The following is a 25,131-nucleotide window of genomic DNA, read 5'->3' as shown; positions in this document are numbered from 1 at the left end:
TGCCTGGAGGTCCGCTCCGCGGTATGTGTACCGACGGCGCGCTTCGCGGACTTCGGAAGGGTGTCTCCTGTCTTTGGCGGTCGCGTGGCGGCGGGTGGGCGTGTTGACTGGGGGCATGTCGACGATCCTGGTGCTGGGCGGCACCGGCAAGACCGGCCGGCGCGTCGCCGCTCGGCTCCGGGCGCGCGGTGCGGAGGTCCGTGCGGCCTCGCGTCGCGGTGAGACCCGCTTCGACTGGTACGACCACGACACGTGGGAACCGGCCCTGTCAGGCGTCTCGGCCGCCTACCTGGTCGACTCGCAGGGGCCTGACGCGGCGGGGCTGCTGGCCGCGTTCGCGGGGGCGGCGGTCGCGCGGGGGGTGCGGCGGCTGGTGCTGCTGTCGTCCCGTGACTGGCCCAAGCTCGGCGACGACCGCCTGCTGGCCTCCGAGCGGGCGGTCAAGGCGTCCGGCGGCGCGTGGACGATCCTGCGGCCGACCTGGTTCGCGCAGAACTTCAGCGAGGACCCGATGTTGCGCGACCCGGTGGACGCCGGGCTGGTCGAGCTGTCCGCCGGCCATGGGCTGGAGCCGTTCGTGCACGCCGACGACATCGCCGACGTGGCGGCCGAGGTGCTGCTGCGCGACGGCCACGCCGGGCGGACCTACGAGCTGTCAGGGCCCCGGCTGCTGTCCTTCGGCGACGCGATCGGCGAGATCGCCGCCGCGACCGGGCGGTCGATCACGTACGTGCCGGTCTCACCGGAGGAGCACGCGGCCCGGCTCGCCGCCCGCGGCTACGACGCCGACCACATCGCGCTGGTGAACCGGCTGTTCGCGTCGATCGACGCGGGCACCAACGCCCACCTCTCCGACGGCGTGCGGCAGGTCCTCGGCCGCGAGCCACGCGACTTCACCGAGTACGTCAAATCCACCTGGTGACCCGAGCATCACAGCGCCGTCCCCCCGCCTAAGCGGTGGGCCGCGCGTCCATGAGGGCGTGCTCCGCGGCGACCTGCTCCAGTGTGAGCCCTTCCAGCATCCGGTCCAGGATCCCCCGCAGGAAGTGACACTCCCGTACCGGATGCTCGGCGGGGCAGTCGATCGCGTGGCGCAGGAACTCCTGCGCCGTCCTGGCCCGCTCGATCAGCTCCTCCAGCGCCTCGATCCGCTCGCCGACGGTGGCCCGCCACTGCTCCCCCGGCGCCTCCAGCACCGCGCCGGCGGTGTCCAGCGGGATGCCCAGCCGCTGCGCGCTCTGCAGGAACACCAGCCGGCGCAGCTCGTCCCTGCCGTACACGCGCCGCCCCTGCCGGCGCCCCGCCGGCGGCACCAGCCCGCGTTCCTCGTAGTAGCGCAGCGCGGAGGCGTTCATGCCGAGCATCCGGGCCGCCTCACCGATCGGGATGAATTCGTTCATGTTCCCATTTGACTTCAAGTCAGCTTGAACCGCTTTGCTGTGGTGCATGGGAACCACGACATCCTGGGTCACCGGCCGCGAACACGACTCGTCCTTCGCCGCCCCCTCCGGCCTCATGGGCCGCCTGGCCGGCCGCGTCATGCTCTGGACCAACCGCCAGCGGGACCTGCTGCCGCTGCTCGACATCCGGCCGGGCGAGCACGTGCTGGAGGTCGGCTACGGCCCCGGCGCCCTGCTGCGGCTGCTGAGCCGTACGGGAGCCGGACGGGTGGCGGGCGTCGACCCGTCACCCGAGATGCGCGCGCTCGCCGTCCGCAAGGCGCCCGGGACCGAGCCGGGGCTGGGTACCGCCGACCGCACCCACCAGCCGGACGCCGCGTTCGACTGCGTCGTCTCGGTCAACAACGTGGCCATCTGGCCGGAGCTGGAGCCGGGGCTGCGCGAGCTGCACCGGGTGACGAAGCCGGGCGGCCGCCTGGTGATCGCCTGGCACGGCGGCGACGCCCCGTCGCGGCTCGCCCGGGGGTTGCGCCTGCCGGACAAGGTGCTGGCCACACTGGAGGCGGCCCTGCGCGAGCGCTTCGACGACGTCACACGGCACGAACTGCCCAGCCTGACGGCCTTCGTCGCCAGGCGGGCTCCCGCGTAACCCTCCAGCGGCGGGCCGCGCCGGCGGAAGGCCGTGACGCGGGTCGTGGGCGACCAGGACCGGCCTGGTCAACGGACGGTCCCCAGGCTGCCAGCCCACCGAGCCAGAACAGCGGGACCCACCCATAATCGCGATCTTCTCGGCATGCCCCCAGAACCTACCGGCGCGGGACCGTCCCCGCCGGGCTTCTCAGCCGCGCCAGGCGCAGGACCGCCCACAGCAGCACCGCCAGAACGCCCACCAGCAGGTACTCGATGGCGGGGATGCGGACCACCTCGGTCACCTCGCCGATGCCGCGCACCGCGTACACCGCCACCACCGCCCCGGCGTAGCAGGCGGCCAGGATCCAGCGGGTCGTGGCGCCGAGGCCGAGGCCGTGCATCTGGGTGAGGACGAACACGCCCAGGAAGCCGAAGAGGAACATCGGCCACGCCCCGTCGGGGCCGGTGTTCATGAAGGCCACCAGCGTGCCGTGCGCGGCGACCAGGAGCTCCAGGGTGAGGGTCCACCAGCGGTTGGTGTGCGCGCGGGTGAGGAAGAGGCTGCCCTGCAAGAGGATCAGGAACATGTAGAAGAACCCGATCAGGTGGCCGCTCGTCGTCTCCATCGGGTGATACCAGAACGTGTAGACGGCGGCCCAGCTGAACAGATAGCCGTGGTACCGGCGGGCGAAGGACGTGACCTCCGCCGAGATGGGCGCAGGACGGCCGGCGAACAGGCCGCGGCGGCGGTTCTCCATGAGCAGCACCACGATCAGCAGGAGCACCACCGAGGCCTGCGAGCTGAAGATGGACACGTCCTGCGCCAGCCCGTCGTAGAACACCTGGGTCTGCGCCTGGTGCAGCAGGATGAACCCGAAGTTGACCGCCAGGGCCACGACGTTCACCCGGTGCAGGCCGCCGGTGTAGCGGCGGACCCGGGTCTGCGCGTAGTAGATCAGGCCCCAGAACGCGACCTGGTGGGCGGCGTAGCCGAGCCAGGCCGACAGCCGTGTCCACACGGTGGGCTCGGGCAGCTTCCAGTAGTACCAGGACGCCCCCTGGTCGGGGAGTAACGCGATGCCGGCCAGCCGCTGCCCGGCCAGCCAGACGAGCCCGGTGAGCGCGGCGCTGGCGACGACGCCCCAGGCCAGCGCGGTGTTCGCACCCGTGGTCCGTGCTCCCGCGGTCACAGTCCCAACGCCTCCGGCTCGAATCGGGGAACGCCCCCTCGCGGGGCTCACACGCGCACATGATCTCCGGCACGCTCCACCGTACGCGTCCCGAGAGCGGCCCACAGCGCGACCGCGATGTACAGGGCCTGCTCGGGCACCCGCAGCCACAGCGGCGTGACGTCCTGCCCGGCCAGCGCCGCGTACACGTTGGCGGGCAGGAGCAGCACGAACATCACCGCCAGCCACAGCCCGGCGGCCCGCCGGGTGCGGCTCAGCACCAGTCCGGCCGCGCCGAGGATCTCCAGCACGCCGGTCGCGTACACCATGAAGGCGGGGAACGGCACGAACGGCGGCACCATCGCCACGAGGTCGGCGTGGGTCGTGGTGAAGCCGCTGCCCTCGGGGGCGAAGTGGGCGCTGCCCGTGATGACGAGGAACAGCGCGAGCCCGTGCGCCGCGCTGACCCGCCAGGTCGCGAACCGCCGCACCCCGAACGCGCCCAGCAGCCGGAACACCAAGGTGGCGATCACCAGAACGAGTGACATCTCGAATCCTTTCGATAGCAGCACTATCCAGTAATTAGATAGTGACACTATCCAGTATGGGCCGTCAAGATGCCGTCCCATGACCATGACCGCCAACGGCCGCCCGGCCTTCGTCGTCAACGTCGAGGTGTTCCTGCGCCGCGACGGCCGCTGGCTGCTCATCAGGCGCGGCGACGGCGAGTCGCACGCCCCCGGCACGCTCGCCGGCGTGGGCGGCAAGGCCGAGCCGGACGGCGCCGGTCAGCGGGTGCTGGAGGAGACCGCCCGCCGCGAGGTCGCCGAGGAGATCGGCGTCGACCTGACCGGCGTTCCCCTCACCTACGCCTCCAGCGGGTTCTTCGTCACCGACGACGGCGACCCGGTGGTCAACGTGGTGTTCGCGGCCCCGATGCCACCGCACGCCGAACCGGTCGCGGCCGCGCCCGCCGAGGTGGCCGGGTTCGTCTGGCTGACGACGGCGGAGGCGGAGGCCGACCCCGCCTGCCCGCCCTGGGTGCTGAGCAGCCTGCGCGACGCCGCGACGGCCTGACGCCCCTCAGCCGGCCGGGCGGAGCAGCGCCCAGCTCCGCTCGTCGCCCCAGACCGAGGCCGGATCCACGTACGGGCGCAGCAGCGCGACGAGTTCGGGGTCGCCGTGCCCGCCCAGCTCGTCCTCCGCGATCCGCCTGGCCACCCCGGCCAGGAAGTCGGCGACCTGCACCCGCGGCTCGTGGAAGGAGTCGGCCAGCCGCAGCCCGGCCAGATCCACCACCCGCTTCAGGTGCGCGACGCGCTCCTCGGTCAGGCCGTTGTGCTCGTCGTGCAGGATCGACACCGGCCGCCGGTCGCGTCCCCAGTGCACGACCGCCCGCATGATGGCCGGGATGAGCGGGTCCAGCGCCGGCATCTCGCCCGGCCGTTCCAGGAAGTCCTCCAGCGGCTGCCTGGACCGGTCGAGCAGGCGCATGATCTCCCCCACCCGCCCGCCGGCCCCGGCGAGCTCCTCGACGGTGAGGAAGAACCGCTCGGCGGGGGCCCGCCGGCGCATCACGTCGTTGAACGACTCCAGGAACGCGGTGAACCGCTCCGGGCCGAGGCTGACCGGCCCCTCACGGTAGAGGTCCGCGGCGAGCGCCCGGTCCCCGCCTGCGCCTGTGTACGCCACGTCCCCGGCGATGAGGTCGGCGATCTTCCGTACCGCGAAGTAGGCCTTGTCGGCCAGGAACACCCGCGCCCGGCCGTAGATGGGCCCCGAGGGGGCGAGCAGCCAGACCAGCACCGCCCGGTGCTTGCCGCGGAGCAAGTGGTTGGCCTTGTACTCGGTGGCGGGGGAACGGATGCGGGCGCGGGTCTCGCGGACGCACTCCGCCGCGGCCTCGGCGCCCAGGAGCACGGCGGCATGCGCGAAGACGGCGGTGTTGCCACCGACGAGCTTCTCCCCTTCCGAGCCGGACTCGTCGCAGGCGATCTCAAGAGGCCACAGCTCAGGAACCTACGCCTGCCCTCCCCCGATCGCCAGACGTTTTCGACCGGCCCCGGTGATCGTGCCCATTCTCGGACGGCTGCGGCAGCGAAGAGGACATGGTGGCGAGAGGCCTGGCCCGGCACCCCATCCTCGACGCCCGCCCGCCCGGCGCCCGCCGCGACGGGGAGCCGCGGGACTCCTGCGAGGAGGACGACGAGATCGTGAGCGTGTCCCAGAGCCCTGTCGGTGGTCCTCGTCGATCCGCCCGGGGCGTACGCCGTTTCGCTCGAAGCGTCGGTGAACAACGGCGGCGGTTGCTACGACTGGATCCGGTTGAGGAAGCCCAGCACCCGCTCCATCATCAGCCTGGCCGCCGGCTCGTCGTAGGAAGGCAGGCTGCCGTCGGCGAACAGGTGGTCCTTGCCTTCGTAGAGGAACAGCTCCGCGCCCGGAGTCGACTCCACGAGGGCGCGAGCCGCCTCCACATCGCCCTCTCCGACGAAGAACGGGTCGCCCTCCATGCCGTGGACCTGCACCGGCACGCCCTCCGGCCAGGACTCGCCGAACTCCGTGACCGGCACGCACGAGTGGAACAGCAGCGCGCCCTTCGCCCCCGCCCGCGTCTGGGCCAGCTGCTGCGCCGGCAGCACCCCGAGGGAGAACCCGGCGTAGACCAGCTCGCCCGGCAGCCATGCGGCGAAGGACCCCCCGCGCTCGATGATCGTCTCGAACCCGGTCTCCTGCGCGTAACCGCCGCCCTCGTCGAGCGACTCGAAGACGCGCCCCTCGTACAGGTCGGGCACGTGCACCGTGTGGCCCGCCCGCCTGAGCTCCTCCGCGAACTCCCGCACCCCGGACGTCAGCCCCTGGGCGTGATGGAACAACAGCACCTCGGCCATGTCTCTCCCTTCGCCGCGCTCAGCATGCCCCACGCCGCCGACAGTTTCCGTAGTCAGCCGGGCGCGCGGAAGGTCCGCCGGTAGGTGTCGGGCGAGACGCCGACGGCGCGGGTGAAGTGCCTGCGCAGGGTCGCCGCCGTGCCCATCCCGGTGCGGGCCGCGATCTGCTCCACGCCGGCGTCGGTGGTCTCCAGCAACTCCTGTGCCCGGTGCACCCGCTGGGCGTGCAGCCAGTGCAGCGGGGTGACGCCGAGGGCGCGGTGGAAGTGGCGGGCGAGGTTGCGGGTGCTCATCCCGGCGCGGCGGGCCAGGTCGCGTACGGTCAGCGGTTCGTGCAGGTGGGCCTGCGCCCACTGGAGGACGTCGGCGAGCCCGTACTGGCCGGCCTGGTCCGGCACCGGCGCGGTCACGTACTGCGCCTGCCCGCCGGCCCGGTGCGGCGGCACGACCAGGCGGCGGGCCAGCGCGTTCGCCACCGCCGCGCCGTGGTCCTTCCTGACGACGTGCAGGCACAGGTCGAGCCCCGCCCCCTTGCCCGCCGAGGTCAGGACGGTCCCCTCGTCGATGTAGAGGACGTCGGGATCGACCCGTACGCGGGGATAACGGGTGGCGAGCAGCGCGGCGTGCATCCAATGGGTGGTCGCCCCCCGCCCGTCCAGGATCCCGGCCTCGGCGAGCACGAAGGCCCCGGTGCACAGCGACACGATCCGGGCCCCGCGCTCGTGGGCGGCCCGGACGGCGTCCACCGCGTCACCCGGCGGCGGCCCGATCTCCACGTCGCAGGAGGACACCACCACCGTGTCGGCGTCCACCACCGCGTCCAGGCTGTGCGGGGTGTCCACCCGCAGCCAGTCGCCCACCCGGCCCCGGCTCGGGCCGCACACGCGGAAGTCGTACCACGGCTCGGCCAGGTCGGACCGGTCGATCCCGAACACCTCGACGGCCGCGGCGGCCTCGAACAGCATGGCGCCGTCGTACAGGGCGAGCGCCACGGAGTGCATGTCCGGAATTGTACGCATACCGCCATTACGGCCGGGCCGGCCCGCGGGGCACGGCCCGGTTCGCGGTCAGTCGGTGCCGAACTCCATCGCGGCGCGGTCGAGCAGCTCGTCGTCGTCCGCGACGTCGCCGCGTGAGGCGATGGCCTCGGCGCCGCCCTCCGGCATGTCGCCGATGAGCTCGGTCGGGGCCGCCGGCGGGGCCTCGATGAGCGCGGAGTGGCTGGTGCCGACCATGCCCATGCTGGCGTACTGCTCCAGCTTGGTGCGCGAGTCGGCGATGTCCAGGTTGCGCATGGTGAGCTGGCCGATCCGGTCGACCGGGCCGAACGCCGAGTCCTCCGTACGCTCCATCGACAGCTTGTCCGGGTGGTAGCTGAAGGCCGGGCCCGAGGTGTCGAGGATCGAATAGTCCTCGCCGCGCCGCAGCCGCAGCGTGACCTCGCCGGTGATCGCCGTGCCGACCCAGCGCTGCAGCGACTCGCGGAGCATCAGCGCCTGCGGGTCGAGCCAGCGGCCCTCGTACATCAGCCTGCCGAGCCGCCGTCCCTCGTTGTGGTAGTACGCCAGCGTGTCCTCGTTGTGAATCGCGTTGACCAGCCGCTCGTACGCGGCGTGGAGCAACGCCATGCCGGGCGCTTCGTAGATGCCACGGCTCTTGGCCTCGATGATCCGGTTCTCGATCTGGTCGGACATGCCCAGGCCGTGCCGTCCGCCGATGGCGTTGGCCTCCATCACCAGGTCGACCGGGGTGGCGAACTCCTTGCCGTTGATCGACACCGGGCGGCCCTGCTCGAAGGCGATGGTCACGTCCTCGGCCGGGATCTCCACCCCGAGGTCCCAGAACCGCACGCCCATGATCGGCTCGACGGTCTCGATGCCGGCGTCGAGGTGCTCCAGCGTCTTGGCCTCGTGGGTGGCGCCCCAGATGTTGGCGTCCGTGGAGTACGCCTTCTCGGTGCTGTCACGGTAGGGCAGGTCGTGGGCGAGCAGCCACTCCGACATCTCCTTGCGGCCGCCGAGCTCGGTCACGAAGTCCGCGTCGAGCCAGGGCTTGTAGACCCGCAGGTGCGGGTTGGCGAGGAGACCGTAGCGGTAGAACCGCTCGATGTCGTTGCCCTTGAACGTCGATCCGTCGCCCCAGATCTGCACGTCGTCCTCGAGCATCGCCCGCACCAGGAGGGTCCCCGTGACGGCGCGGCCGAGCGGCGTGGTGTTGAAGTAGGCCCGCCCGCCGGAGCGGATGTGGAACGCGCCGCAGGCGAGCGCGGCCAGCCCCTCTTCCACCAGCACCGCGCGGCAGTCGACCAGCCGGGCGACCTCGGCGCCGTACGCCACCGCACGGCCGGGCACCGAGGCGATGTCGGGCTCGTCGTACTGGCCGATGTCGGCCGTGTAGGCGCAGGGGACAGCGCCCTTGTCGCGCATCCACGCGACGGCGACGGAGGTGTCGAGACCACCCGAGAAGGCGATGCCGACACGCTCGCCGATGGGCAGAGAGGTGAGAACCTTGGACATAAGAGAAGAGTATGCATTGTGGCGTATGGTTATGCAAAGCCCCCCTCCTGAAGAGCCCCTTCATCCGCCTCGGGCAGCGGCTTACAGGACCTTCCATTCGAGTTCGCCGTCGACCACCTCGGGCTTCCACCAGCCGATGGAACCGCCGCTCTCCAGGGCGTCGGCGGTGGTTCTCAGCAGGGCGTGGTACGAGCGGATCCGGGTCCCGCCCGGCTCGAAGCTCATGGTGCCCTCGTGGTCGGTGTAGCCGATGTCACGCCGCGCCGAGTCGACCACCAGGTGGTCGCCCGAGCCGTTGGCGCCGACGGGGATCATCCGCCCGTCCCACCAGTCGTCGCGCGGCCCGGCCCGGTCCACGCTGTCGATCTCGCAGAGCATCCGCCAGGTGTCGCGGATCTCACGGACGCCCATGTTCCCGTTGCCCAGGAAGCCGAACCCCCAGGTGTCCCGGACGGGCACGACCCCGTTGTGGCGCAGCAGCGAGGCCTTCAGGTCGTCGGGGAACCGCAGGCCCATCTGCGCCTCCGCCACCGCGATGGTCCCGGCCTTCGCGGGCTTGCCCAGCGTGCGGTAGCTCCTGGGGGCGTTAGCCTTCAGCCAGGTCTCGATCCGCCGCCACTGCCGGTTCACGGCCCGGGTCACCTTCGGGTCGGGCCTCCGCACGCGCGGGGTGGCGCTCCCGGGCCCGCAGTCCGCGTCGGCCGGGTCCTCCACGTACGCCTCGCGGACCTCCGTGTACCGCGCGGCGTCCTCCGGCACCTGGGCGTACGGGGACATCACGACGGGCTCCGCGACCACGTCGGCGTCCTCCTTGGAGAAGACCGCGGACTCCATCAGGTAAGTGCCGGCGGCCAGCACGGCGAGCGCGAGCCCGGCGACGCCCCACCTGGTCAGGTTGCGCCGGGTGGGCGCGTCGAGCGGCGGTCCGGGCTCGCGCGGCTCCAGGAACTTGGCGACCGCGGGGCGGTCGAAGAAGGAGGGCCTGTGGACGTAACGCCGGAGATCCTCGGCGGTGGGCGTGCCGAGGATCGGCACGGGCGGCCACTGCGCCACGGGCGGCGGAGCCGGGGGAGGGTCCGGGACGACTGCCTTCGGGCGGCGGGAGCGGACGACCGCCACGATCACCACCGCCGCGACGGCAGCGGACAGCGCAAGCCATACCCCACGAGATGTGATCAATCGCCGCACGTCCGGCAGGGTATCCGGAATCAGCCCTGATCGTGATCGAAAGCGTTCTGTCGGGGCTGACTGCGATACTCCGCGCATGCGCGAACCTCCCTGCGCGGACACCCCGTTCAGCCTCCAGCCCGGCCCGGAGCCGTGGCAGACCTCCTGGATCGCCCGCGGCGAGCTCCGCGACCAGCGGTTCGAGCCGCCCGCCGGGGGCACCGAGGTGACCTTCGACCGGGCGCGGCTGACGAACGTCGACTTCTCCGGCACGCGGTTCTCGGAGTTCCGCGTCCACGGGAGCGAGTTCGAAGGCTGCGACTTCACCGGCGCGGCCTTCGACCAGCTGTCCCTGGGCGACACGTGCCTGCGGGGACCGTGGGACGGCGCCCGCTGGCCGCGGTCGGTCTTCCGCGGCTGCGTGTTCCGCCGCACCCGCTTCGCGCCGCACACCTTCTTCGGCAACGCCCGGTTCGAGAAGTGCCTGTTCGACCGGTCCCGGCTGCGAGACCAGACATCCACGTTCGAGGCCGAGTTCGTCGACTGCGTCTTCCTCGGCCGCGTACGGGAGGTCAACTTCTGGGGCCGTCCGCACGACGACGACCGGGCCGCGCTGGGCCGTGACCGCAACGACTTCACCGGCAACGACTTCACCGGCGCGGAGATCGACTATGTCGGCTTCCACCACATCGACCTCCGGGCCCAGCGCCTGCCGGGGCCGCCCCGCTACGCGCTTCTCGACCGGATCAGCGAGCGGGTGGAGGCGGTGCTGCCCCTGGTGGAGCGCCTGCCGGAGGAGCGCCACCGCGAGGAGGCGGACTCCAGCCTGGAGTTCCTCGCCGACCATGCCCTGGAGTACAACGACGACCAGGCGTTGGTGAGCCCGCTGGACATGGGCAGGAGACTGCCGCCCGCGCTCCGCGAGGAGCTGTTCGAGGCGCTCAGGCGCACGTCCAGCGATACATCCCCTGGTCGAGCCGGGCCGCCTCGCGGGCCAGGTCCCGCAGGGCCGTGACGCGCTCGCGCTCGTACTCGTCGAGGAGCTCCTCCTCGGCATACTCGCGCAGCCGCGCGTCGTCCACCGCGGCGAGGGCGGCGACGGTCCCGGCCGTCATCCGCTCCAGGCCGGCCGACTCGCCGTCGTCCGCCAGGACCTCGCTGTCGCCGAACTCGCTGAGGTCGCGTCCGCTCAGCTCGGCGGCGAGCGTGTCGAGCTCGTCGAGCCATCCCTTGCAGTCGACGTACGGCAGCTTCGCGCCCGCCGGCCCGCCGTCGAGGGCCAGCCGGGCGGACTGGTCGGAAGCCGCGGTGAAGTAGTCGACGAGCACACCCATGCGGGCGAATCTACTGCACCCGGACAGAGGCCCGTCCGGGCAGCCGGACGGGCCTCGCGGGGGTCAGGTGCCGTCGATCAGGCGGATCGCGATGTCCGGGCTGAACTGCCCGGCCGGGGTGCCCGGGGCGATGCCGCAGTTGCCGTCGGAGTCGCCGGGGATCTTCACCCACAGCAGCATCTCCGTCCCGCCGTCACCGCCGAGCTGGGCGGGGGTGCCGATCTGGCGGCCGGCGGGGTTGCACCACTCGCCGTTGGAGCCCTTGCCGTTGCGGCTGGTGTCGATCACCCACTTCGCGCCGCCACCGAGAGCGGTGTTGACCGCGGACGCGTAGGTGGCCGACTGGCCGGTCGGGTAGTAGTTGGAGACGTTCACGGCGAAGCCTCGGATGTTGCCGACGCCCGCATCGCCCAGCCGCGCCGCCATCGTCGCGGCCGGCACCCAACCGGCGTTGCCGGCGTCGAGGTAGGCCCAGGTGTTGGGGGCCCGGTCGCGGAACTGCTCGGTCGCGTACGTCAGCATGCGGTTGCGCGCCTGGATCGCGGCGGCGTCCATGCAGGCGAAGTCGCCGAGGGAGTCGGGCTCGATGACGACGACCGCCGGCCGGTCGCCGATGCCGGACGCGAACGCGGAGATCCACGCCCGGTACTCGGCCTCGCTGCCGGCCCCGCCGCCGGAGTGCCCGCCGCACGCGTCGCGGCCCGGGATGTTGTACGCGACCAGGACGGGGAGCTTGTCGGCCGAGTCCGCGGCGGACACGTACGCCAAGACGGAGGCGCCGACGTCACCGCTCCAGCCGCCGACCCAGCGGGCCATCGGCTTGGACGCGATGGACGACTGGATGCGCGCCGCCCGGGAGTCACCCGGGTTGTTCCGCACCCAGGTCGCCGGGTTGGAGTTCGGGTCGACGTAGAAGCCGTTCGTCATGCCGACCGGGCCCGAGGCGCCCTGCTCGGTCAGCGACACGTTGTCCAGGAAGAAGCTGAAACCGGCGCCGCCGCCGAGCTGGAACGACACCTGCCCGGCCGGCGTGCCGAGGCCCGAGGTGAAGGGGAAGCTGAAGCGCTTGCTCGTGGTGGTGAGCGAGATCGCCTTGGTCAGCGTGTTGGTGTACGGGGCGTCCGCGAGCTGCACGGTGGTGACCGCGCTGACCGGGGCCGAGGCCGAGGCGTCGAACGAGAGGGTGTACGACTTGCCCTGGGTCAGGGGGATGGCGTTCTGGGCCACCATCGCGTCCCACGGGTTGGCGGTGCCGCCGGTCACGTTGACGCGCAGCCGGCCGGACTCCACGGTCATCGAGGTGTTCGCCGAGTTCCACCAGGGTGCGGTGCCGGCGGCGAACGTGCCGTTGACCACGAGCTGGGGCGCCGCGGTGGCGGGCGCCGCTGATAACGCGATGACGGCCGAGGCCGCGACCGCCATCGAACGGGTTAACAGTCGCACGTAGTACTTCCCTTCTGGGATTCCACGATCACACGATGATCCAGAATCACAGAGATCAGCAAATTTCGTGACAACTTGTGAAAAGTACCTACGTGCGGCGATCAGCGCCCGAGCGCGTCGAGCAGCTCGCGCTCGCGCCCGGCGCTCAGGCCGGCCCGCCTGACCCGCTCCAGCCCTTGCTCGCGCTCCCACAGCAGGGTGTCGGCCAGCAGTTCGGCCCGGGGCCGATGACGCAGCCCGGCGGCGACAGCCGCGGACCCGTCGCGGGCCGACCACCCTTCCCAGCCCGGCTCGACGAGCCACATCGGCAGCGACTCGTCGCCCATGTACTCGGTCACGCCGTTCTCCAGCAGCCATGCCGGGGCGGCGGTGACCACCGGCCCGGTGTGCCCGGCGGCGGCGCGGGCGAGCTCGATCCACTCCCCGAACGGCACGACCGGGCCGACCGCGTTGAAGGTGCCGGCGGTTCCCTTCTCCGCCGCGTCCAGCAACCAGGCCACGAGGTCCCGTACGTCCACCACCTGCGTGGGTATGTCCGGCGTGTCGGGAACCAGCATCGGCCCTCGCGGGTCACGGGCGGCCCGGGCCACCCAGTAGCCGGAGCGCCCGCTGTGGTCACCCGGCCCGCCGATGAGCCCGGCGCGCGCGACGAGGAGCCGGTCGCCCACCGCGTCCGCGGACGCCTGCTCGCAGGCCGCCTTCGCCTCCCCGTACAGCTCCCGGCCGACCTCGCGCCGGTCGGTCGGCGGCAGGAGCGGCGCGGACTCGTCGGCGCCCGGCGTCGCATGGGAGGCGTAGACGTTGCCGGAGGAGACGTAGGTCCAGTGGCGGGCCCGGCCGCCCAGCGCGCCGAGCGCCTCACGCACGAACCCCGGCTGCCAGGACACCTCGAAGACCGCGTCCCACGTACGGTCCGGCAACGCGTCGTACGCGGCGGGATCGCGCCGGTCGGCGGCCACCAGCGTCGCGCCCGCCGCGACCTCCCCGCTCTCGCCGCGCGCCAGGCACGTCACCCGATGACCGCGCTCCATCGCCAGCCGCGACAGCTCCCTGCCCACCCACGCCGTGCCACCCAGCACCAAGACATCCATCCCGACACCCAAGCAGCCCGACCGGCCGGAGATCCAGCCTGATTCACTCACAGCGGAGCAGCCGGAGTTGCCCGATCTCCGCGACGTTCTTCATCAGCTCGGCGTTCACCCAGCCGATCATGTGGGCGACCGTGTGGCCGGTGTCATCGGGCCACGGGAAGGGAGCGGTGGCGTCCAGGTCGGCGTCGGTGAGCCGGTCCAGGGCGGTCAGCCACTCCTGACGGAGGTCGCGCAGCCAGGCGACAGCCGCATCGCCGTCTCCCGGCCAGGCGATCTCCGCCCGCTCGCGAGGCTCCCGCCCCTGGACGTGATCCAGGGTCACGCTCCACCACCAGCCGATGTGCCAGCTCACCCAGGCGATCGTGGGAACGGGCACCGGCTCGGGCTCGGCGTCCTCCCAGTCCGGCGCCCATGTCCCGTCGGCGGTCCGGCGCACCGTCCAGCAGTTGGACGTGGGCTCCCACAGGAAGTCCTCGGGCTTGAGCCGCTCCAGGTGGTAGTCGAACAAGGACCAGACCAGGTCGAACTGCCAGCGCAGCAGATCACGTCGCATCGTCGTTTCCCCTCATGTGTCGGCGAAGACCATAACGCTCCCCAAACTTGGAGCGCACTCCAATTTCCTCGTAGACTCCACGCATGGGTACGGAAGGACTGCGGGAGCGCAAGAAGCGGCAGACCCGGCAGCGCATCTCCGACACGGCCCTCGAGCTCTTCGTGGAGCGCGGTTTCGAGCAGGTGACGATCTCCGAGGTCGCGGCGGCGGCCGAGGTGTCGGTCAACACGGTCTACAACTACTTCGACACCAAGGAGGACCTCGTCCTGCCGCCTGACGAGGCCTCCCCGCGACGGCTGGCCGAGATCGTCCGGCAGCGCCGGCCGGGCGAGTCGGCGGCCGGCGCGGTGCTGGCCCGCCTCCGGGAGGAGGTGCGCGACCGGGAACGCCGGGTCGGCCTCACCGCCGGGTTCGGCCGCGTGCTGGAGATGATGCGTGCCGCGCCCACGCTGACCGCCCGCCTGGAGGACCTCGGCCGCCAGATGACGGACGCCCTGGCGATCGTGCTGGCCGAGGAGACCGGGACCCGCCAGGACGACCCACTCCCCCGCACGGTCGCCTGGCACATCGGCTCCCTGCACGCCCTGGTCATGACCGAGATCGGCAGGCGGACGTCGGCGGGCGAGCGTCCCGACGTGATCGCCGACGCCGTGCTGGAGCTGCTGGACGTCATCGAGAGCCTGCTCGGCGACCGGATCCTGCGCTATGCCGTACGAGAGGAGCCAAGCTGTCCAGAGTGACGATCAGAGGCGAGTTCGAAGACCTCGACGCCGCCCGGCTCCGCCACAAGGGCCGCGTCCAACGCCGGTGAGGTTCGCCGAGGCGCTGGTCCCCGGCCGTGAACGACGGCTGTCAGAGGTGCCGTTCCAGGGCGTGGCGGTGTTCCGTGACCCATCGCCGGGCGTCGCGCACCGTACGGACGACGCCCTCGTCCCTCAGGCGCGTCATCGCCGGATCACCGGCGGCCGCACCGGCGGCGATCCCGAGCGAGCAGCGGTCCTGCCACCACAGGATCGTCTCGACGAGCCGTTCCTTGCCGTCCAGGCCGTAGACGTCGCAGACCAGCCGCAGCGACCGCGCCGCCTCGCCCACGTCCGCGATCTCCGGCCCCAGGTTCACGTACTGCCAGCACACGTGCGCGACGTCATGGATGCGCGCGCCCGGCGCGGCGATGTCCCAGTCGATGAAGGCCATCGCCCGCGGGCCGCCGTCGCGCTCCCGGTACACGGTGTTCTTCGGCGACAGGTCGTTGTGGCAGACCACTTCCCCGCCCTCGGCGAGCGGGGTTCCCGCCGTCAGGTCGTGGAACTCCCGTACGAGCTCCACGACGGAGACCAGGCCGGCCTCCGAGGCCACCCGCAGGCTCTGATCCGGCTGCCAGGCGACGAGTCCGGGCAGGTAGCCCAGCATCTCCCGGCCCTGCCCGTCCGTCCCCAGGAACCGGGGCGCCCCCGCCCACCCCCGACGCTCGAACAGCTCCAGCAGCTCATGCACGAAGCCGCTCCGGGGCGTCAGGGCCCGGCGCACGGTGTCACCGACCCGGACGACCTCGTTGACGAACCCTCCCGGCAACCGCTCTTCCCGCACATGTCCCCCTGACCGCGACACAGCACATGACTTCAGGCGCTTCGGACCGGGCCCGCGAGCCGTGGACCGACATCGGGGAACGAACCGTCGCCGAACAAGATCCGCGCCGCCAGCGTACGCCCGGCACGGCCGCGCAGCGCGGTCACCGCCGCCTCGGCCGCCGCCGGGGACCGGATGCCGGCGAAGACCCGGCGCAGCAGCAGCCGCCCCCGGAACCGGGCACGCAACGCGCCTCCGTCGTACCGGCTCAGCACGCGGGTGTCCCCCGTACGCAGGTAGTCGGCGGCGACCGCCGCGGCCAGCTCGGACATGCGCAAACAGGGGTCCAGCCCACCGGCCGTCAGCGGCGACACCGCGCCCGCGGCGTCCCCGACGAGCAGCCCCGCCGGGCACGCCAGCCGCCGCAGCACGCCGCCCACCGGGATCGGCCCGCCCCGGCGCTCGACCGGCCCGGTCGGCGCCGAGCGGCCGGGCGCGTCCTCGGCGAAGGCGTCCAGCAGGTGCCGGATCCCGGTACGCATCGCGCCCGGATACCCCGCGACCCCGACATGCGCATGCCATCCGTCGTCGATCACCCAGCCCAGATATCCGGGGGCGACCCGCGGATCCAGCACGCAGTGGAAGGCCGGGGCGGTCGCGCCCGGCGCGATCGGATGGACGATCTCGGCGCCGACGAGCAGGCGGCGGTTCACGTCGAGCCCCAGATCACGGGCCACCCGCGACCGGGCCCCGTCGGCGCCGACGACGAACCGGGCCGTCACCGGCTCCGCACCCACGAACCGCACCAGCCCCGCCGACATGCCGTCGTACCGTACGCCCAGCAGCACCCGCGCCCCGGCCGACTCCGCCGCGCGCCGCGCGTGCTCGTAGACGGCCGCCATGTCGGCCACCCGGTACTCGTCCCGGTCACTGGTGAGCCGGACCGGCGACCGCCGCGACGGCGGATACAGCAGCACGTCCCTGATGCCGGGCCCGAGCAGCCGGTCCGGCAGGTCGAAGTCGTCGAGGGTGCGCCGTACGAAGATCCCCGTCGTACGGATCCCGGCCGACAGCGACCTGCGGCGGTCGGCCACCATCACGTCCAGGCCCCGCCGCGCGAGCAGGCGAGCCGTGTGCAGGCCGGCCAGGCCCGCGCCCACGACGAGTACGTCCACTGTCTGCATATCCTGCGACGTTAGGCGCGGCACCCCGCCCATCCGGCCGTTTGCACGCTATCCGCCCGATACCTCCACAACGCCGCCACATGGACGGGTCACTTGACCACGCGTCCCGTGATCTTCTGCCCGTCCAAGGGGGCGGCCAGGCAGTACACGGTCCTGGTGCGGCGTCATCTCCGCTCCCGGATACGGCCCTTCCGGGAGGACGTACGTGGTGGCGAACTCGGCCGAGTGCGGCACATCGCAGGGAACGGCGAAGAGGGTGACAGCTCCAGATCAGCTTGCGCCAGGTTCAACGGGCCGAGGCGCGGAGGGCCGCCGCGATCCAGGCGAAGAGCGCGGGGCCGTCGTCGCCCGTGTCGGGCGGGGTCCCGTTGATCACGGCCACCAGGGACAGGTATCTGCCGTGGGTGGCGTCGTACCGGGCGTTCTCTTCCGCATCCGAGCGCTGGATCTCCTCGACCATGAGGAAGGCCGTGGCCAGCCGCTCACGTGACTCGGCCGTGGAGCGCCCGCCGGCGAGGGCCCCGGCGGTCGCGTCCGCCATGCCGACGACCAGCTCCCGCGACCGCGGGGAGTCGGCCGGCAGCCCCGAACGATACGCCTCCAGGACCTCCTTCCCGATCTCCATCCCCTCCTGGTGGATGAAGTCCCACACCGGCGCGTCGGCCAGCCGCCGTCCCGGGAACGTGCCGTAGGTGTCCTGGAGCCAGGAGCGGACCGCGCCGCGGAACTCCTCGCCCCGCACCAGGTCGGCCAGCTCGATCCAGGCTTCGAGCTGGGCGGCCGTGGGGTCCTCCGGCAGGCGCGGCCGCATCGTGCGCAACCGCTCGACGAAGCCGGGAGGCACGTCCAGGTTCTCGCCGACCTCGTTCCAGAAGTCGTCGATCAGCCGCTCGCGTTCCTCGTCGGGCATCGAGACGAGCTTGTGCATCAGGGCGACCTTGGCGGCCGTGCCGCCTTGCTTGACCAGGGTCCTGAGCACGGCCCGCCTGGCCCGGAGGTCACGTTCCTGACGCTCGACGAGCTCCAGGTGCGTCGCGAGGAGACCGTGCAGCGACGTCTCGCCGCCGAGCAGCCGGCGGATGTCGTCCAGCCCCGCGTCCAGGTCCCGAAGGGTACGGATGAGCTCCAGCCGGGCGATGGCCCGGACATCGTACAGTCGGTAGCCCGCCTCGGTCACGTGGGTGGGCGCGATGACCCCGGCGTCGGAGTAGTAGCGGATGGCGCTGACGCTCAGACCGGTCCGGCGCGCCACGTCCCCGATGGGGTATGTCTCGTTGTCGTCCATGCCCGTCACTATGGAGTCTCAAGCGGCCTGAGACTCAAGCCCCGCTCCCGCACCGTCGCGCCCCCACCACAGGAGGAAACCTGGTGACCAGCCACGACGCCCAGACCTGGGACCCCTTCGGCACGCTGCGCCGCGCGTTGTGGATCGGCGGCGGCCAATGGGCCGGCAAGTCGACCGTCGCACGGCTCCTGGCCGTCCAGTACGGCGTCACCGTCTACCACTACGACTACCACGACGCGCGCGGCCACAACGACCGCCGGATCGCCCGCCGCGTCGGCCGCGGCGAGCCGGTCACCGGTCCCGACCCGGACCGGATGTGGGTCCACACCACTCCGGAGAAGATGGCCGCCGAGACGCTGGCCGGATTCCCGGACCGGTTCGAGTGGGCCCTGGACGACCTGCGCGCACTCGTCTCGGGTCACCCGATCATCGCCGAAGGCTGGGGGCTCCGCCCCGAACTCGTCGCGCCCGTCATCGACTCACCACGCCGGATGGTCGTCATCGTGCCCACCCCGGAGTTCCGCCTGCGCCAGGTCCAGGAGCTCCCCCGGGCCGCCTCCCTCGGGCACCGCGTCAGCGACCCGGCCCGGGCGCAGGCCAACCGCCTCACCCGTGATCGCCTCGTGGCGGAGGACGCCGTCCGCACCGCCCAGCGGATCGGCATCCGTGTGATCGAGGTCGACGGTTCCCGCGACGCCGCCGCGATCGCCGAGCTCGTCGCCGACCACTTCAGCCCTTACCTTCCACGGAAGCTCTGAAAGACGGTCACCGGCCCCACTTCTCCGGCTCCCGTCGTCCGTACTCGACCAGGAGCTCCAGGGCCCGCCGCTGCCCTGGGCTCATCCGCGCTGACCCTGGTGCCCGAGGGCGACGACCGCCCCGGCGAGGAGCGCGAAGCCGTACGCACCGCACCCATCCAGTTCCGCCGCTGGATGGGCGGCGTGAGCCAGAGGCCGGCCCGCCCGTTCTTCGGCCCGGTGGCCTGGACCGTCTACGCCGCCTGCGCCCTGTTCTCCGCCGGCGTCTTCGTCCTCTCGCCCTCGCTGTTCCCCCAGCCGGCGCGGGACGCGTTCCCGCTCGGCGACATCGGCCTGAGCGCGCTCCTCCTCGCGCCCTTCGCCCTGGTCTCGACGGCCCTGCACGAGTGCGGGCACTGGCTGGCCGCCCGCGCGGCCGGGGTCAGGTCCCGGTTCGGGATCGACCGCCGCATGATGCTGCTCGTCTTCGAGACCGTGCTCCAGTGGACCGCCGCCGGTCTGGCCCCCGACCCTCTCACGGGCCGGTTCTGGTACGCCCTCCTCTGCGCCGCCCTGCTCCTCAGCCCTCAGACACTCGCCGCCGCTCTGGCCGTCAAGGAGTACGCCCGCCGGTTCCGCCTCCGGCGACAGGCTTGACTGCATATCGTTTTTCGATACTATCGAATCTCAATAATATCGAACAACGATGTGGAGCCGTACCGTGCCCCTCAACAGATCCAACCCCCTGAAGTGGACGGCGATCGTCGTCCGCGTCTTCCTGGTGCTGTTCGCCGTGACCACGGCCTCCGAGGTCGGGCGCGCGGTCTTGACCGGCGGAGAGAACGCGTGGGGTTCTCTCGGCACCCAGAGCCTGGTGTGCGTGTCATCACCGAACATCCTCGACGTGGAGGGCAACGTCGCCGAGGACCCCCAACGCCGGAAGGCCGTGGAGGCGACCGACGGCCTCGAAGTCGACCCCTATCCCGTGGAGAAGGGAGTCGAGTTCTTCTACGAGCTGCCCCGGATCTGCAAGGACGACTCCAGCCTCGGCACGCAGCTGCTGTACCAGACGTCGCGGTTCGCCACCGAGCTCGTCCTGCTCGTATCGATCCTCCTCCTCGACCGGCTGATCAGAGGCGTACGGCGGGAGAACGGTTTCGATAAGGTGGTCGTCCGCAGGCTGTGGTTCCTCGGCGTGTTCCTCATGGCCGGCACAGTCGCGGCGTCGCTCTACACGACCCTCGTCGAGACCGGCCTGGCCGTGTCGATGGTGGCCGGCTCCATCAGGGACGTGTGGGAGATGGCCCTGTTCGGCTGGAACGTCCCGTGGGCGTTCCTGCTCGCCGGGCTCGGGCTCGTGGTGATGTCGAAGGTCGTACGCGTCGGCGCGCACATGCGCGAGGAACTCGAAGGAACAGTCTGATGTCGCCCGCCGAGAACTCCGAGCACACCATCGAGGTGCACCTGGACAGGTTGCTCGAAGAGCGCGGCATGACGGTGGTCGAGCTGGCCGACAGGGTCGGCATCACCAACGTGAACCTCTCCATCCTCAAGAACAACCGCGCCAAGGCGATCCGCTTCTCCACCCTGAGCAAGCTCTGCGAGGTCCTCGACTGCCAGCCCGGCGACCTCCTGTCCTTCACCCCCCGCTCCACCACGGACTGACCGCGCGAGGCGGCCGCCCTGGCGCCTACGCCGCGGCGGCCCGGAGGCCGAGGACGACGAGGACGACCGCCGACATCCTGCCCACCGCACGCCTGAATCCGGCCCCGCGCACGAGGTGCGCCCCTCGGTGGAGGAGGCCCGTCCAGGTCAGCAACCACACCGCCATCAGCAGGGCGTGCGCGGTGGCCAGCGTGAGGATCTGCCCGCCGAGATGACGGCCGGGCAGGACGAACTGCGGGACCAGGGTCAGATAGATCGAGGCCGCCTTGGGGTTGAGCACGTTCGCGAGCAGGGCTTGCGTATAGCCGGAGCCGGACCGTTCCGGCTGGTCCGTCAGCGCGGGAGGCGAGGGCAGGGATGTCGAGCGCCACGTCCACAGACCCAGGCACACGAGATAGACCGCGCCGAGGAGCTTGACGGCGGTGAAGGCCTGGCTGGAGTGCATGACCAGCGCCGACAGCCCGGCGGCGGCCAGGGTGGCGTGCCCGTACAGGCCGGTGACCGTACCGAGGATGACGGGGAGAGCCTGACGACGCCCGCCGGCGGTGACGCGCTGGATCAGCAGGGTCAGGCTGGCTCCCGGGGTGGCGATGACGGGCAGGATCGCCAGGAGGAACGCGGCGATCGCGGACGGGTGGATCATGCCTGGAGCACGACGCGGAAATGGGTGGTCAGGCGGCCGTCGTCGTCCAGGACGTGGAAGGCGAGGCCGGGCGGTTGCTCGCGGTCGGCGGGCCGGTCACCCTCCCACGGCAGGCGCAGGGTCCAGGTGACGGCCGGCGCGACGATCAGCGGGCGGCCCGCGAAGGTGGACGCGGCCGCGGTGTGAGCGTGCCCGGTGAGCACGGCGGCGACCCGCGGGTGGGCGTCGAGCAGCGCGGCCAGGTCGCCGGGCTCCTCCAGCCGGGAGGAGTCGGGCAACGGGTGGTGGAGCTCGACGGGCGGCTGGTGGAAGGCGATCAGCGCGGGCGTGCCCGGGGCGAGCCCGTCGAGGGTGGCGTGCATCCAGGCCAGGGTCTCGGGGTCGAGCCGGCCCTCGTCGTGGCCGGGGATGGTGGAGTCGCACATCAGGATGGCGGTGCCGGCGATGTGGTGCACCTGGTTGACGGGGCCGGGGCCGGGCGGCTTCCGCAGCAGCGCCTTGCGGTAGGCCGGGCGGGCGTCGTGGTTGCCCGGACAGGTGAGCACCGGGAAGGGGGCGGCCAGGATCCGGGCGGCCTGCTCGTACTCGGCCTCCTCGCCGTGATCGGCGATGTCGCCGGTGACCAGCACGGCGTCGACCGGGCGAGGAAGCGCCCGCAGGTGGTCCATGACCCGGGTGGCGCGCCGCGTCGCCCGGTCGGTGCCGTCGAGGTGCAGGTCGCTGATCTGAGCCAGCAACAACGTCATCGTGTCACCCTTTCGTCTAATGGTTAAATAAAATTTACCGTTAGAGACCGTAGGGTACGGAAGAGGAGCGGGCAACCGGAAGGGGTTGGAGTGGAACGCTGGCCGGCCTTGGAACTGGCGAGCACGATCCGCCATGACGGTAACGGTGGTGTCACCGACGACCTGGCCACGCCGCAGAGCATGACCCGCTGGATCGGCCGGCAGGCGGAGCTGCTGGCCGGCCACGTCGACGTCGCGCAGCTCACCGGGGACGAGCAGCTGAGAAGCGAGATGGTCGAACTGCGCCGGGCCGTGCGGGCGCTGTTCGCGCGAGCGGTCAGCCCGGCGCCGCCGAGCCGGGCCGACGCCCACCGGCTGATGCCCGCCGAGCAGGCGCTGGCTCTCCTCAACGCGGCGGCCGCCCGCGAGGCGATCGTCCCTCAACTGCACTGGCCCTCGGACGCCGAGCCCAGCACAGGGGTGCTGTCGGCCGAGCCCGACGCCGACGTCCGGCTGATCGCGACCCTGGCGCGGGCCGCCATCGACTTCCTGAGCGGCCCGCAGCGCGAGCGCCTGCGGGCCTGCGACGCGCCTCGCTGCGTGCGCTACTTCGTCCAGAGCCATGGGCGGCAGGAGTGGTGCAAGCCGTCATGCGGCAACCGAGCCCGCGCGGCCCGCCACTACCAGCGCCACAACGCCGCTCTCCCCGAGGCCTGAGCGTGCCGGGGCGAGGGGGTTGGCCGGAAGACCATGATCGTGTTTTCTGGAGGCACCCCCCCGACCTGAGGACAGCCGATGCCCCAGCCCCTCACAGCGCTCGCCGCTGTGCTCGCCACCGTGCTCCTGTCCGCCCTGCTGACCGCCGGTCCCGCCGGCGCGGCGGCGGACCCGCCCTTACCCTCGGCGATCTTCCGCGCCACCCACAACAGCTACTCCGGCGACCTGGACGGCACCAGGGGCTCGATCACCCGCCAGCTCGACCAGGGCGTCCGCTTCATCGAGCTCGACATCCACGACAACGGCTACGCCACCGCCCGCGACTACGCGATCGGCCACGACGCCCCCGGCGACCTCGTGGACCGCGCCGGCAACCCGGCCTCGAACCTCCTGCGCGACTGGCTCACCGTGATCGACACCTGGTCCACGAACCATCCCACCGCCGCGCCCATCACCGTCGCGCTCGACATCAAGGACGACCTGACCGACAACACCTCGTACGCCGCGGGCAACCTCGCCGCGCTCAACCAGGAGCTCGTCTCCGTCTTCGGCGCCAAGCTGCTGCGCGCGTCCGACTACCCGGCCACCCCGCCGACCGTGGGCGCGCTGCGCGGCCGCGTCCTCGCGCTGCTCTCCGGCAACGCCAGGACCCGCGCCCTCTACAAGCGCGACTCCGGCACCAGTCCCGCCGTCGCGATGAACGGGCGCGGCCAGGTCGTCGAGGTGCACGACTCGGGCTCGGGCGACCTCTGGTACTGGAGCGGCACGTACGGGCCGGACGGCACGGTGACCTGGCTGCGCCACGGCCGCTACGACTCCGGCATGACCCCCGCCGTGGCCCTCAACGACGACGGCGACCTGGTCGAGGTCCACCGCTCCCAGAACGCGACCACCCTGTGGTACCGCGTCGGGCGGCTCGCCGCCGACGGCGAGATCACCTGGTCACCGAGCCGCCAGTACGACAACGGCGTCCTGCCCACGATCCGGTTCGACGCCACGGGCACCCGGCTGCGCGAGATCCACCGCAGCCAGAGCAACAGCCAGAACTGGACCTGGGCCGGCGCCCTCGACCCCGCCGCGCGCACGGTCACCTGGACGGGCAACGCCAAGACCGCCGACCCCCGCTACGACAAGACCACCTCGGCCGCCGGCGAGTCCAGCGTGCGCGTCTGGACCGGCGCCGACGGCCCGACCCCGGCCCAGACCCTGCGCGTCGACACGGCCCAGCGCACCGGTGACCGCATCCGCTACCAGCAGATCGCCTTCGACGAGTTCCAGCAGGGCGACAGCGCCGAGCTCCAGCAGGGCGCGCTGTACTACGCCGCCCCCGCCAGTCAGTCGTCGTTCATCACCGCGGCCCGGCAGGCCGGACGGCTCGTCCGCGGCTGGAACCTGGACTCGGCCTCACAGGCGACCGATCCGCTGGCCAACTTCCCGGCCACCAATCACCCGTACGCCACCTGGTACCAGAACCTTCTCAGCCAAGCCGGCGCCGTCCAATGAGCGGCGAGAACCGGCGCGTGCCGTTCGAAGGGGACGGCGAAGTGCTCCGGGTCGTCCCGGGACCGGGCGATCACCGTGGCGTCGTCGGTCACCGTCACGCCTGCCGGGTGCCCGCTCTGATGTCGCATGTCCATGCCTTTCGGATCTCAGCTGACATCAGTGATTGCCGTGGGCGCGGGTACCGGTTCCCCTGAATCTCCCGCGTACGGTGATCATGCGAACTTGTCGCGAAGGCCGCACATCTCATGATTCGTGATCAAAAAGACGATGGTCGTGGCATTGGCGATCGGCTCGACCCTGGCGGGAACGAGCGCTGTCCACGCCACCGCCACCAAGATCCCCAAGAACTTCCTGCTGACCGAGCGCACGGCCGCCGAGGGAACGGTCGTCGAGGACGAGGAGTGGTGGAAGATCAGCGACAGCCTGTCCCGGCAGCTCGCATTCAATCCCTGCCGCTCGAAGCGGAAATCCCGCGACGGCCGGGTGGCGATGCGCACCATCACCCACCTCACCAGCGCACCATCGAGCGCCGGCGAACAGCTCGTGCTGTACAGGAATGCCAGAGCCGCCCAGGCCGCCTTCCGTAAGCTCCGCGCCGACCTGGCCAGGTGCTCGAAGCCGGCCGTGGTGAAGCGCGACCGGTTCGGCTACGTGGGCAGGCCGTTGCGCGTGGGAGACGAGGCCCTGTCGGTGGCCGGTTACGACTACGACACGAAGGGCCGGCGCCTGTCTCCGTCCGACGACCTGGCTGTCGTCGGCCGTCGAGGCGCCGCCCTGTTCCTCTACACCGCCAACGCCAGGGGCCGGGGAGCGAAGAAGGAGATCACCGGTCAGGCCGGAAAGATGGCGAAGAAGGTATGCGGCCTTCCCGGCGTGTGCGGCAAGAAGACCGGCTCCCACTGACCCCGCCCT

At 71.7% G+C, this 25,131-nt stretch carries 29 protein-coding genes; 12 read left to right on the top strand and 17 right to left on the bottom strand.

Going from position 1 to position 25,131, the window contains the following annotated elements; genetic code table 11:
- The first annotated feature begins 115 nt into the window (after nucleotides 1–115).
- Nucleotides 116–922 carry an NAD(P)H-binding protein gene (locus FR742_RS00555; RefSeq protein WP_148029078.1) on the top strand — a complete coding sequence of 269 codons (807 nt, stop codon included), beginning with the start codon at nucleotides 116–118 and terminating at the stop codon, nucleotides 920–922.
- Between the two features lie 28 nt (nucleotides 923–950).
- Here the strand turns inward: FR742_RS00555 and FR742_RS00550 are convergent, their stop codons facing one another.
- A complete protein-coding gene (locus FR742_RS00550) occupies nucleotides 951–1,400 on the bottom strand; it encodes a MerR family transcriptional regulator (protein ID WP_148029077.1) in 450 nt (149 codons plus the stop codon).
- A gap of 46 nt (nucleotides 1,401–1,446) precedes the next feature.
- On the opposite strand from FR742_RS00550, the gene FR742_RS00545 reads away from it, so the two are divergent.
- Entirely contained in the window at nucleotides 1,447–2,049 is a 603-nt protein-coding gene (locus tag FR742_RS00545; protein WP_148029076.1) for a class I SAM-dependent methyltransferase, read from the top strand.
- Nucleotides 2,050–2,206: 157 nt separating this feature from the next.
- On the opposite strand, the gene FR742_RS00540 is transcribed toward FR742_RS00545, so the two are convergent.
- The gene (locus tag FR742_RS00540; protein WP_148029075.1) at nucleotides 2,207–3,220 is read right to left on the bottom strand and encodes a hypothetical protein; all 1,014 of its coding nucleotides are present in this window, start codon (nucleotides 3,218–3,220) and stop codon (nucleotides 2,207–2,209) included.
- Between the two features lie 47 nt (nucleotides 3,221–3,267).
- Nucleotides 3,268–3,747, bottom strand: a complete 480-nt coding sequence (locus tag FR742_RS00535) for a hypothetical protein (protein ID WP_148029074.1) — start codon at nucleotides 3,745–3,747, stop codon at nucleotides 3,268–3,270.
- 79 nt (nucleotides 3,748–3,826) lie between these two features.
- On the opposite strand from FR742_RS00535, the gene FR742_RS00530 reads away from it, so the two are divergent.
- Entirely contained in the window at nucleotides 3,827–4,276 is a 450-nt protein-coding gene (locus tag FR742_RS00530) for an NUDIX domain-containing protein (protein ID WP_222708808.1), read from the top strand.
- 6 nt (nucleotides 4,277–4,282) lie between these two features.
- Here FR742_RS00530 and FR742_RS00525 read toward each other — a convergent pair whose 3' ends face one another.
- The 5 genes from FR742_RS00525 to FR742_RS00505 all read right to left on the bottom strand — a co-directional run bounded on the left by FR742_RS00525 (nucleotide 4,283) and on the right by FR742_RS00505 (nucleotide 9,794).
- Nucleotides 4,283–5,119, bottom strand: coding sequence for a hypothetical protein (locus tag FR742_RS00525; protein ID WP_246640920.1), 837 nt, complete (start codon nucleotides 5,117–5,119; stop codon nucleotides 4,283–4,285).
- Nucleotides 5,120–5,508: 389 nt separating this feature from the next.
- A complete protein-coding gene (locus FR742_RS00520) occupies nucleotides 5,509–6,090 on the bottom strand; it encodes a dienelactone hydrolase family protein (RefSeq protein WP_148029072.1) in 582 nt (193 codons plus the stop codon).
- Between the two features lie 53 nt (nucleotides 6,091–6,143).
- The gene (locus tag FR742_RS00515) at nucleotides 6,144–7,091 is read right to left on the bottom strand and encodes a helix-turn-helix domain-containing protein (protein ID WP_148029071.1); all 948 of its coding nucleotides are present in this window, start codon (nucleotides 7,089–7,091) and stop codon (nucleotides 6,144–6,146) included.
- 66 nt (nucleotides 7,092–7,157) lie between these two features.
- Nucleotides 7,158–8,606 (bottom strand): argininosuccinate synthase, encoded by a 1,449-nt coding sequence (gene argG / locus FR742_RS00510; protein WP_148029070.1) that lies wholly within the window; start codon nucleotides 8,604–8,606, stop codon nucleotides 7,158–7,160.
- Nucleotides 8,607–8,687: 81 nt separating this feature from the next.
- A complete protein-coding gene (locus FR742_RS00505; protein WP_187280928.1) occupies nucleotides 8,688–9,794 on the bottom strand; it encodes an SMI1/KNR4 family protein in 1,107 nt (368 codons plus the stop codon).
- Between the two features lie 76 nt (nucleotides 9,795–9,870).
- On the opposite strand from FR742_RS00505, the gene FR742_RS00500 reads away from it, so the two are divergent.
- The gene (locus FR742_RS00500) at nucleotides 9,871–10,788 is read left to right on the top strand and encodes a pentapeptide repeat-containing protein (protein ID WP_148029068.1); all 918 of its coding nucleotides are present in this window, start codon (nucleotides 9,871–9,873) and stop codon (nucleotides 10,786–10,788) included.
- Here the strand turns inward: FR742_RS00500 and FR742_RS00495 are convergent.
- The 4 genes from FR742_RS00495 to FR742_RS00480 all read right to left on the bottom strand — a co-directional run bounded on the left by FR742_RS00495 (nucleotide 10,715) and on the right by FR742_RS00480 (nucleotide 14,194).
- Entirely contained in the window at nucleotides 10,715–11,107 is a 393-nt protein-coding gene (locus tag FR742_RS00495) for a hypothetical protein (RefSeq protein ID WP_148029067.1), read from the bottom strand. The two genes, FR742_RS00500 and FR742_RS00495, sit on opposite strands and share 74 nt — an antisense overlap.
- 63 nt (nucleotides 11,108–11,170) lie before the next feature.
- Nucleotides 11,171–12,550, bottom strand: a complete 1,380-nt coding sequence (locus FR742_RS00490) for a glycoside hydrolase family 6 protein (protein WP_261808287.1) — start codon at nucleotides 12,548–12,550, stop codon at nucleotides 11,171–11,173.
- A gap of 101 nt (nucleotides 12,551–12,651) precedes the next feature.
- On the bottom strand, nucleotides 12,652–13,641 hold the full coding sequence (locus tag FR742_RS00485; RefSeq protein WP_148029066.1) for an NAD-dependent epimerase/dehydratase family protein: 990 nt from the start codon (nucleotides 13,639–13,641) through the stop codon (nucleotides 12,652–12,654).
- Nucleotides 13,642–13,684: 43 nt separating this feature from the next.
- Entirely contained in the window at nucleotides 13,685–14,194 is a 510-nt protein-coding gene (locus FR742_RS00480) for a DinB family protein (RefSeq protein ID WP_148029065.1), read from the bottom strand.
- 83 nt (nucleotides 14,195–14,277) lie between these two features.
- Here FR742_RS00480 and FR742_RS00475 point away from each other — a divergent pair, with 83 nt between their 5' ends.
- Complete coding sequence (locus FR742_RS00475; protein WP_148029064.1) at nucleotides 14,278–14,934, top strand: TetR/AcrR family transcriptional regulator; 657 nt, start codon at nucleotides 14,278–14,280, stop codon at nucleotides 14,932–14,934.
- 112 nt (nucleotides 14,935–15,046) lie between these two features.
- Here the strand turns inward: FR742_RS00475 and FR742_RS00470 are convergent, their stop codons facing one another.
- From FR742_RS00470 to FR742_RS00460, 3 genes are all read right to left on the bottom strand, one after another.
- Complete coding sequence (locus FR742_RS00470) at nucleotides 15,047–15,781, bottom strand: phosphotransferase family protein (protein WP_148029063.1); 735 nt, start codon at nucleotides 15,779–15,781, stop codon at nucleotides 15,047–15,049.
- A 32-nt stretch (nucleotides 15,782–15,813) separates the two neighbouring features.
- The gene (locus tag FR742_RS00465) at nucleotides 15,814–16,944 is read right to left on the bottom strand and encodes an NAD(P)/FAD-dependent oxidoreductase (RefSeq protein WP_148029062.1); all 1,131 of its coding nucleotides are present in this window, start codon (nucleotides 16,942–16,944) and stop codon (nucleotides 15,814–15,816) included.
- 286 nt (nucleotides 16,945–17,230) lie between these two features.
- Complete coding sequence (locus tag FR742_RS00460; protein ID WP_148029061.1) at nucleotides 17,231–18,229, bottom strand: MerR family transcriptional regulator; 999 nt, start codon at nucleotides 18,227–18,229, stop codon at nucleotides 17,231–17,233.
- A gap of 83 nt (nucleotides 18,230–18,312) precedes the next feature.
- Here FR742_RS00460 and FR742_RS00455 point away from each other — a divergent pair, with 83 nt between their 5' ends.
- From FR742_RS00455 to FR742_RS00440, 4 genes are all read left to right on the top strand, one after another.
- On the top strand, nucleotides 18,313–18,987 hold the full coding sequence (locus tag FR742_RS00455) for a hypothetical protein (protein WP_222708807.1): 675 nt from the start codon (nucleotides 18,313–18,315) through the stop codon (nucleotides 18,985–18,987).
- Nucleotides 18,988–19,086: 99 nt separating this feature from the next.
- Entirely contained in the window at nucleotides 19,087–19,623 is a 537-nt protein-coding gene (locus FR742_RS00450) for a site-2 protease family protein (protein WP_187280927.1), read from the top strand.
- 64 nt (nucleotides 19,624–19,687) lie between these two features.
- Nucleotides 19,688–20,389, top strand: a complete 702-nt coding sequence (locus FR742_RS00445; protein ID WP_187280926.1) for a DUF2975 domain-containing protein — start codon at nucleotides 19,688–19,690, stop codon at nucleotides 20,387–20,389.
- Nucleotides 20,389–20,631 (top strand): helix-turn-helix transcriptional regulator, encoded by a 243-nt coding sequence (locus tag FR742_RS00440; RefSeq protein WP_148029059.1) that lies wholly within the window; start codon nucleotides 20,389–20,391, stop codon nucleotides 20,629–20,631. Before FR742_RS00445 ends, FR742_RS00440 begins: the two co-directional genes overlap by 1 nt.
- A 25-nt stretch (nucleotides 20,632–20,656) precedes the next feature.
- On the opposite strand, the gene FR742_RS00435 is transcribed toward FR742_RS00440, so the two are convergent.
- Together FR742_RS00435 and FR742_RS00430 are read right to left on the bottom strand one after the other, a co-directional pair.
- On the bottom strand, nucleotides 20,657–21,274 hold the full coding sequence (locus tag FR742_RS00435; protein WP_148029058.1) for a LysE family translocator: 618 nt from the start codon (nucleotides 21,272–21,274) through the stop codon (nucleotides 20,657–20,659).
- Nucleotides 21,271–22,020 carry a phosphodiesterase gene (locus FR742_RS00430; RefSeq protein ID WP_148029057.1) on the bottom strand — a complete coding sequence of 250 codons (750 nt, stop codon included), beginning with the start codon at nucleotides 22,018–22,020 and terminating at the stop codon, nucleotides 21,271–21,273. Before FR742_RS00430 ends, FR742_RS00435 begins: the two co-directional genes overlap by 4 nt.
- A 90-nt stretch (nucleotides 22,021–22,110) precedes the next feature.
- On the opposite strand from FR742_RS00430, the gene FR742_RS00425 reads away from it, so the two are divergent.
- The 3 genes from FR742_RS00425 (at nucleotide 22,111) to FR742_RS00415 (ending at nucleotide 25,122) form a co-directional block, all read left to right on the top strand.
- On the top strand, nucleotides 22,111–22,716 hold the full coding sequence (locus FR742_RS00425; RefSeq protein WP_148029056.1) for an ABATE domain-containing protein: 606 nt from the start codon (nucleotides 22,111–22,113) through the stop codon (nucleotides 22,714–22,716).
- 78 nt (nucleotides 22,717–22,794) lie between these two features.
- Nucleotides 22,795–24,219: a hypothetical protein gene (locus FR742_RS00420; protein ID WP_148029055.1), complete on the top strand. Its 1,425-nt coding sequence runs from the start codon at nucleotides 22,795–22,797 to the stop codon at nucleotides 24,217–24,219.
- A gap of 252 nt (nucleotides 24,220–24,471) precedes the next feature.
- A complete protein-coding gene (locus FR742_RS00415) occupies nucleotides 24,472–25,122 on the top strand; it encodes a hypothetical protein (protein WP_148029054.1) in 651 nt (216 codons plus the stop codon).
- The last annotated feature ends 9 nt before the right edge of the window (nucleotides 25,123–25,131 follow it).

This window comes from Nonomuraea sp. C10 (assembly GCF_008017515.1).
Taxonomy (GTDB): domain Bacteria; phylum Actinomycetota; class Actinomycetes; order Streptosporangiales; family Streptosporangiaceae; genus Nonomuraea; species Nonomuraea ferruginea.
Note: the sequence above shows the minus strand (reverse complement) of the source record. Positions and strands in the feature narration are given on the sequence as shown.